The organism is Actinocrinis sp. (assembly GCF_035653575.1).
Taxonomy (GTDB): Bacteria; Actinomycetota; Actinomycetes; order Streptomycetales; family Catenulisporaceae; genus Actinocrinis.
Map to the genome: position 1 here is coordinate 1 of NZ_DASRBQ010000108.1, position 8151 is coordinate 8151.

At 69.7% G+C, this 8151-nt stretch carries 8 protein-coding genes and 1 pseudogene; 8 read left to right on the forward strand and 1 reads right to left on the reverse strand.

Annotation, left to right across the window (positions count from 1 at the left end; all coding sequences use genetic code 11):
• The 6 genes from VFA06_RS15065 to VFA06_RS15090 all read left to right on the forward strand — a co-directional run.
• Positions 1–886: class I SAM-dependent methyltransferase (locus VFA06_RS15065; protein ID WP_324841185.1), on the forward strand; the 886-nt coding region annotated here is incomplete at its 5' end.
• A 144-nt stretch (positions 887–1030) separates the two neighbouring features.
• Positions 1031–1900: an alpha/beta hydrolase gene (locus tag VFA06_RS15070; protein WP_324841186.1), complete on the forward strand. Its 870-nt coding sequence runs from the start codon at positions 1031–1033 to the stop codon at positions 1898–1900.
• On the forward strand, positions 1897–2703 hold the full coding sequence (locus VFA06_RS15075) for a class I SAM-dependent methyltransferase (protein ID WP_324841187.1): 807 nt from the start codon (positions 1897–1899) through the stop codon (positions 2701–2703). The genes VFA06_RS15070 and VFA06_RS15075 overlap by 4 nt, the downstream gene beginning before the upstream one ends.
• 107 nt (positions 2704–2810) lie before the next feature.
• Positions 2811–3602, forward strand: coding sequence for an SDR family NAD(P)-dependent oxidoreductase (locus VFA06_RS15080; protein ID WP_324841188.1), 792 nt, complete (start codon positions 2811–2813; stop codon positions 3600–3602).
• Positions 3603–3696: 94 nt separating this feature from the next.
• Positions 3697–4221, forward strand: coding sequence for a PH domain-containing protein (locus tag VFA06_RS15085; RefSeq protein WP_324841189.1), 525 nt, complete (start codon positions 3697–3699; stop codon positions 4219–4221).
• Entirely contained in the window at positions 4218–5696 is a 1479-nt protein-coding gene (locus VFA06_RS15090; protein WP_324841190.1) for a PH domain-containing protein, read from the forward strand. The genes VFA06_RS15085 and VFA06_RS15090 overlap by 4 nt, the downstream gene beginning before the upstream one ends.
• Here VFA06_RS15090 and VFA06_RS15095 read toward each other — a convergent pair.
• Complete coding sequence (locus tag VFA06_RS15095; RefSeq protein WP_324841191.1) at positions 5682–6440, reverse strand: NRDE family protein; 759 nt, start codon at positions 6438–6440, stop codon at positions 5682–5684. The genes VFA06_RS15090 and VFA06_RS15095 overlap by 15 nt on opposite strands.
• A gap of 345 nt (positions 6441–6785) precedes the next feature.
• Here VFA06_RS15095 and VFA06_RS15100 point away from each other — a divergent pair, with 345 nt between their 5' ends.
• Both VFA06_RS15100 and VFA06_RS15105 read left to right on the forward strand, forming a co-directional pair.
• Positions 6786–7625, forward strand: coding sequence for a DUF3048 domain-containing protein (locus tag VFA06_RS15100; protein ID WP_324841192.1), 840 nt, complete (start codon positions 6786–6788; stop codon positions 7623–7625).
• 260 nt (positions 7626–7885) lie between these two features.
• A pseudogene (locus VFA06_RS15105) lies at positions 7886–8151 on the forward strand (1,4-beta-xylanase); the annotation flags it as partial.

Below are 8151 nucleotides of genomic sequence, written 5' to 3' on the forward strand. Positions count from 1 at the left end.
CATGCCACACATGCCACACAACGACACCACTGAAGCCGCCGCGCCCGCAGAGGCGAACGCCGCTCAGGCGGAGGCATGGAACGGGGACGCCGGGCAGCACTGGGTGCAGTACCGGGACCGCCGCGAGGCGCAACTGAGCCGCTTCTCGCCGCACCTCTTCGCGGCGGCGCAAATCGCAGCCGACGCGCAGGTGCTCGACGTCGGCTGCGGTTGCGGCGGCACGACGCTGCAAGCCGCGCGCCAGGCCGCCAATGGGCAGGCGCTCGGCGTGGACCTGTCCGCGCCGATGCTGGCCGAGGCGCGGCGGCGGGCCCTTGCCGAGGAGGTCGCGAACGTCGCGTTTCAGCAGGCCGACGCCCAGGTGCACCCCTTCGCTCCGGACAGCTTCGACGTGATGCTCAGCCGGTTCGGCGTGATGTTCTTCGCCGATCCGCAGGCCGCTTTCAGCAACCTCGAACGGGCCGTGCGCTCCGGCGGTAGTCTGCACTTCCTGTGCTGGCAGTCGGCGGAGGTCAACGACTTCTTCACCGTTCCGCTGCGCGCGATCTCCGCTCACCTCGATGTGCCGCAGCGCGACACGCCGGGCGAGCCGGGCCCGTTCTCGCTCGCCGACCCGGATGACGTGCGCGGCCTGCTGACCGCTGCCGGCTTTGACTCGGTCGAGATCAACGCGGTGGACGAGCGGATGTGGATCGGTGCCGACCTTGAGGACGCCGTCGCGTACCAGATGACCACGCCGTCGAATCAGGCAGCGCTGGCCGAGGCCGGCCCGGAGGCAAGAGGCCGCGTGATGGACGCATTGCGTGAGGCGCTGAGCCCCTACGCGACGGCCGAAGGGATGAAGCTGGAGGCGCACGCCTGGCTGGTCACGGCCCGCAAACGCTGAGTCGCAGACTTCGCCGCTATCCAAGGATACTGATCCGCAAAGCCGGGCGCGTGTCCCTCGCGGGCAACGACTCGCCGAGTCAGCGATGTCGGTGTCAGCGCTGTCCGTGTTAGCGGTGTCAGTGCGTGCTGTAACACTGACCGGATGCTGACCGAGCAGTACGTCGCCGTGTGCGACGACCCGCCGGTGCGCCTTTTCGTCGCGTGCAGCAACGGCCCGATCGACCGGACCCTGCTTGTGATCCACGGCGGGCCGGATTGGGATCACAGCTACTTGCGCGAACCGCTTGTTCGCCTGGCCGAAGAACGGCACTTGGTCTTCGCGGACCTCCGCGGCTGCGGGCGTTCCAGTACCGGACTGCCGGACTCGGCGTACTCGCCCCACGCCGCGGTCGCCGACCTCCTCGCTCTGCTCGATGCCCTGGGCGTTGCGCAAGCTGACGTATTGGGCTTCTCCTACGGCGGACTACTCGCCCAACGGCTCGCGTTGGCTGCACCAGAGCGCATTCGGGCCCTGATCATCGCCTCGAGCAGCGTCATGCCAGTGCCCGATGATGCCTATGACGACTGGCCCGAAGCCGCGCGACTGCAAGCAGCAGGCGAAGCGCTATGGGCCGACGATCCCGAACCGAGCCCACAGCTGACGCGGGCCGACGCGCTCGCAGGCATCCCGGCCAACGTCTGGCGTCCGGAGGCTCGCGCCGAGTATCGCAGCCGCTTGGAGGGAGTGCGGTTCACCGCTGAATGGGCGCGCCCCTACCTGGCCGGCACGCTGCCGCCCGCGCGCCCCGAACACGCCGCCGACCGACTCGCCGCACTCAACCTGCCGATTCTGTTGCTGCACGGGCGCCAGGACATGACCTTCCCCGCCGCGCTGGCCGAACAAGCCGCGTCAGCCATCCCACATGCCCGCGCCGTCGTCATCGACCAGGCCGGCCACATGGCGCACATCGACCAGCCCGGCCAATGGCTTGCCGCCGTCACCGCATTTCTAGACGGAAGGACCGAACAGTGAATCAGGGCCCGCAGTCAGCTCCGGCGAGTATCGAGCTCGTTGATGCCTTTCACGCTGCTGCCTCGGGGCGCGGCCTTTCGAGCCGGCTCTACGCGGAAGCGTTCGGCAAGGAGTACCCCGTCGAGGTCGATCCCTCCAGCAGCTGCACCTGGTCCGTGCTCGGCGAGATGGTCAAGCGCCTGCGGCTGCGCCCGGACGACTTGTTGGTCGACCTCGGCTGCGGACGGGGCGGGACCGGTTTGTGGCTCGCGCGGGCCTTCTCGGCGCGGCTGGTCGGTGTTGACGTCTCCCCGAAGGCCGTCGAGCTGGCCACCGAGCGCATATCAGAGTTCTTTCCTGGTGCCCCAGATGTCGATGTACGGGATCGGATTCGCTTCCAGGTCGGGACCTTTGCCGAGACCGGGCTGCCCGATCAGTGCGCAGCCGGCGTGGTGAGCATGGACGCGCTGCCCTTCGCCCCGGACCGGGACGCGGCGCTCCGCGAACTGCGGCGGATCCTGCGGCCGGGTGCGCGTGCCGTGTTCACCGGCGGGCGCAACTTGCCCGGCCATCCGAAGTACGTGCCCGGACGCCGGTCGTGGGAGGAGTACATCAGCGCCGCAGGGCTCGAACTTGAAGCGAAGGTGGACCGGCCGGAGGAACGCGGCCTGTGGGATCGCCTCAACGACCTGTGGGAGTCGCACGAGGAGGAGTTGCGGCGCGAGTACGGCGACGTGGACACCGACGCGAAGCTGGCCGAGGCGCGCAATCATCGGCCGGGGCGACCGTACCGGATCACCTCGATATTCACGGTTCGGGCGTAGGCAGTCGTCCGTGCGGCGCGCTGTGAGCGCCGAATTCTTCGCCGTGGCGCCGCTGGGGGCTGTGGGCTAAGAATCGATCGAGGAAAGGCGAGAGGAGTGAGTGGTCGGTGAGTGCACAGCGTGCGGTGGGCGCGGTCGCGGTGGTGACGGGCGCGGCGCAAGGGATCGGGCGGCGGGTGGCCGAGGCGCTGGCGGAGCGCGGATACGCGATGGCGCTGGCCGATCTGCGGGAGCTGGCCGAGACCGTTGCCGCCGTACGCGCGTATGGCGTGGCGGCTTTCGCGCTGACTGGGGACGTCGCCTCCGAGCAGTATGCGGCCGACCTGACGAAGCGCGTGCTTGCCGAGTACGGCCGGGTCGACGTGCTGGTCAACAACGCCGGAGTCTCGCTGCTGCGCCCCGCCGAGGAGACGACGGTCGAGCAATGGCGGCGCGTGCTGGAGGTGAACCTGACCGGCCCGTTCCTGCTCTCGCGGGCGCTGGGCGCGGCGATGCTCGCGGCCGGCGGCGGCTCCATCGTCAACATCGCGTCGATCGCGGGCTTGCACGGCATCGCGGACCGCGCGGCCTACAACGCCAGCAAGCACGGCCTGATCGGCCTGACCCGCACGCTCGCCGCCGAGTGGGGCGGGCGCGGCGTGCGGGTGAACGCCGTGTGCCCCGGCTGGGTCAAGACCGAGATGGACGAGGCGGACCAGGCCTCCGGCGGATACACCGACGCGGACATCACCGAGCGCGTGCCGATGGGCCGCTTCGCCGCTCCGGGCGACATCGCGGCCGCGGTGGCGTTCCTCGCCGATCCGGCGATGAGCGGGTTCATCAACGGCGTCGCGCTCCCGGTGGACGGCGGTTGGACGGCGGATGCGAGCTGGAACAGCCTGCGCTTGCGCAAGCGCTGACCAGGGGCGCATCGCAGGCACGCGGCGGACAAGGCGGACGAAGGGGACATGAGCGAGCCCGCCGTTCGGGTGAGCGAACCACTAGACTGCATCCGTGATCGATGCGGAGCCGCCGTCCGGCGCCGAATCCGAGGTGATCGCCAGTTCCGCCGGGGGAGCAGCGGACGGGGATGAGTGGCACACGGTCGCGCGGGGCAGACTCGCGCTCGCCAGCCGTATACGGCTCCTGTGGCTCGTCGCGTTGCTCGCAGTGATCGCCGGACTTACCGGCGGCTCCGTGCGGCTCGGGTTCGCCGCGGCCGCGGCCGGACTGCTGGTACTGGCCTGGTTTCCGCTCGGGCGCTCGGCGCGCACCTGGCGCTACCGCGAGCGCGGCGAGGACCTGCTGATCGACCACGGGTTGCTGGTGCGCAAGCAGGTCGTGGTGCCGTACGGCCGGATGCAGTTCGTCGACATCGTCGCCGGCCCCGTCGAGCGGGCCCTGGGTATCTGCACCCTGCGACTGCACACCGCCTCGGCCGCCTCCGACGCGCGCATACCAGGGCTCGAACCACGGCTCGCCGAGCAGCTGCGCGACCGCCTCGCCGCACTCGGCGAGGCCCGGATGGCCGGGCTGTGAACCAGGCCGCGGGCGTGGACTGGAGCGTGCCGCGCCGAACCCATCCCTGGTCGATCCTCGTCAACGCGGTACATGAGGCGCGCCGGGTTCTCTCAGGGCTCGTCGTCGCGGTGGTCAGCGGGCGGGCGTTGGGCGGCGGCGAGCTGGTGGAGGTGCTGATCCCGGTCGCGGCGGCGCTGCTCGGCGTGCTCGCCTGGCTGCGCACCAGCTTCCGGGTCGCGCCTGAGGAGTTCCGGCTGGACTCCGGCGTGCTCTTCCGGCAGAGCCGCACCGCGCGCTTCGACCGGATTCAAGCCGTCGACGTGGACCAGCCGGTGCTGGCGCGGCTCTTCGGCCTGGCCGAGCTGCATCTGCAACTCGGCGGCGGAAGACACGGACACTTCCGGCTGGCCTGCGTACGGCAGGAGGAGGCCGCACGGCTGCGGGCCTTCCTGCTCAGCCGGGTCGAGCAGATCGCGGCGGTCGAGGGCGCGGCCGGTCATGGTCAGCAGACTGATGTCGCGGCGGGCAGTGAGGCACGCCAGCAGGCGGGCGGCAGCGCATCGCAGGGCGCTGCGATATCCGGGGCAGCCGGAACGGTGATCGCTCCCGTGTACGGCGCAGGAGTGCCGTATCGACTCCAAATTGACGAGGCCCCTCTCGCCGTGGTTCCGCACGGCCGCTTCATCGCCTCGTGGGCCCTGTCGCCGGCGGTCTGGTTCGCGGCCCTGGCCGCGGCGGCCAGCATCACCGTCGTGGCGCTCGGTTCCGCTCAGGTGCTGAGCGGGACGCTCCCCTCGACGATCGCAGCGGTCGGATTGGCCTGGGAGCGCTTGCAGCGCTACTACGGCTTCACGCTTTCGCTTTCCGGCGACGGCATTCGGCTGCGGCACGGGCTGCTCAACCGCTACGCGCAGACGGTGCCGGTCGGCCGTCTTCAGGCTGTTGAGATAAGCCTGCCGTTGTTCTGGCGAGCGGCGGGGTGGGCGCGCGTGCGCATGAACGTCGCCGGTTACGCGCACGGGGGAGGGCGCGGCGAGTCGGGTCGTCGCACGACCGCGGTGCTGTTGCCGGTGGCGCCGATCGACGAGGCGTTCGCGGTAGTCGGTCATCTGCTCGGCGCGCCACTGAGCGAGATTCCGCTGCATCCTGCGCCAAGCCGCGCCCGGTGGCGCGCCCTCATCTGGTGGCGCGCCTACGCGTACGGGGTCGATGAAACCGTCGTCATCACGCGGCGTGGCCTGCTGCACCGACGGTACGCCGTGATACCGCATGTCAAGGTGCAGTCACTGCATTTGGTACAGGGGCCGTGGCAGCGCTCGCTTTCGCTGGCCACGGTGGCGCTTCACACTGCGCGCGGCCCAGTCAGGATCCTGCTGAAGCACCGCGACATCGCCGAAGCCCAGGAGTTCCTGACGCAGCAGAGCCGGCGCAGCGCCACCGCGCGCCGTGGCGTCAGAGAAGGCGTCAGAGAAGCGGTGTCAGAGAACCCGTGACCAGACCGGGTGCGCGCCAGCCGGATCCCCACAGAAGTCGTAGCGCGCACCGGTGTGAGTGAGCGCGACCAGGCTCAGGCTGGAGGTGCCCCACGCCTTCTCGTCGATGTTCCGGCGCAGCACGAGCGCGCGCGTGTCGTCGAGACCCAGGCCAGCGCCGCTCACGATGGGCAGCCATTCGCCCCACGCGGCCGCGACCGACCCTTCGCGAGGCTCGGGGCGCTGGGCCTTCTCCAGCAGCGGCCTGAAGTGGTCGATGCGCGTCTGCATCTGTGCGCCGCCGGGTCCGTCGGGGTCGTCGGCGCCCTCAAGGCCGCTGTTGACGATGATGTGCAACCCCGCGCGCAGCGGCCGCTCGTCCAGCGTTCGTCCGTTCCAGCTCCACATGCGCACCGAGTTTGGAGTCGCCCACACCAGATGGAACGGCTCATACCGCTCGAGGTCCAGATCGCCGGGCTCGCCATCGGCCGCGAGGCGCAGCGGCAGCTCGCCACGGGTCAGCCGCCGGGCTTCGGCAGGAGCCTCGCCGTGCGCGTTGAGCACGCAAGCCACCCGAGGCACCCGCGGATGTACGGCCAACCAGGTGCCCAGAGCTTGCAGGTCTTGGCCGCCGACCAACTCCGGGTGATCGGGCCAGTGTCGACCGGGGGCACGCCACGGCCGGTCGAGGAACTCGTCACGCACCCCGACGAGCAGCACGGGCACGGACGAATCCGGATCGACACTGACCACGGTGGTGCACATCTCGCCGCCGCTTCTCTGGAGTGAACGGGCATGGACAGAAGAACGACGTTACCGGTTCGCGCTGACTCGTCGTATCGCTCGCGTCCTGAGACAGTGGAATCGACGGTGAGCGTCCTGAGACGGCGGTATAGGTGGTGAGTGCATATGGCGGCCCAACCGAATCCGAGTTCTCACGTGGGTGTCACACGCCAAGCTGCGTGGCCTCCTCCACGCAGGTCGCGCAAGGTCGCGACCTGCGTATTCATAGCGCTGACCGGCCCCGGAATATGCCTGGGCACCGCGGCCTGCTCACACGGCTCCGCCAAGCCGACGCCCACAGCCTCGTCCGCGGTCAGCACTCCGGCGGTGAGCCCGCTGACCGGCACGGGCACGGCGGGCCGGGTCCTCGCCGTCAAGATCGACAACGTGGGCTTCGCCCAGCGCGAGCAGACCGGCCTGAACTCCGCCGACCTGGTCTACGTCATCCAGGTCGAGGGCGGGCTGAGCCGCTACCTCGCGATCTTCGACAGCGCGCACGCCCCGGCCCGGGTCGGCCCGGTGCGCAGCGCCCGGCAAACCGACATCCCGCTGCTGGCCGCGTACGGCAAGGTCGGCCTGGCCTACTCCGGAGCCATCTCCGGGCTGCTGCCCGACCTGGCCGCGGCGAATCTGCAGAACATCACTCCCGCCAGCGCGTCGAGGCTGTTCAGCAACGGCGGAAGCGACCCGACCTACATCAAGCTGGCCGACGTCTTCGTCGCCTACCCGGACCTAGCCGAGGCAAAGGACGTGGGCCTGCGCTTCGGCGCCGCGCCGAGCGGAGGACAACCCGCCGTGTCTGTGTCCGCCAGGATGCCCTCGGCCTCGTTCACCTTCACCGCCTCGGGTACCCAGTGGCTCGTCTCGGTCGACGGCCATGCGGCGATGACCACCGACCAGGGCCGCACAAGCGCCGACAACGTCATCATCCAGCACGTGCACGTCGTGCCCGGCAAATACACCGACCACAACGCCGGGCATCCCGACAACGAGGTCTTCTCGGAGACCACCGGACAGGGACCGGCCGACTTCTACCGGGACGGCAAGGTCTGGCACGGCCAGTGGTCCAGGCCGGCGACACCTCGCCGACCGACTACACCGTCAACGGCGCGCCGATGCCGCTGGCTCCCGGCCGCACCTGGATCGTCTTGGAAGGGCAGGGGCTGATCTGATCCCGAAATCTTTCGGGATGGATGCGCCGTAAACTGCGGGCAGACTGAAACTTGCACCGATCTTGTCGTGCGCCCTGCTCTAGGCCATCCCGATAGCCAGCGGAAATGCGAACTGTGCAACCGCTTTCCGGCTCCGGTATTTCGCAAGCCCTCCGAAAGTTGTTGCCAAGCCCTCGGCGCCGTGCCAATACTTCCGCCCATCAGGCCTCACCCACCGTCGATCAGGGTCGGCCTTCACGAGGAGGAAGCACACACGTGAACGATGCCCCCGCCCCACCGACGGGCCGCAGACGCGGCCGCTCAAGGCTGTTCGTCGGCGGCTCCGTGGCCGCGGCGCTCGCGGCCGTGTTCGCCCTTGTCATGACGGTCCTTCCGGGCACCGCCAGTGCCGCCACGCAGATCTGCTCGAGCCAGACCGGCAACAACGGCGGCATGTACTACCAGATGTGGACCAACGGCCAAGGCTCGGCCTGCATCACGCTGAACTCCAGCAACAGCTACTCCACCTCGTGGAGCGGCGT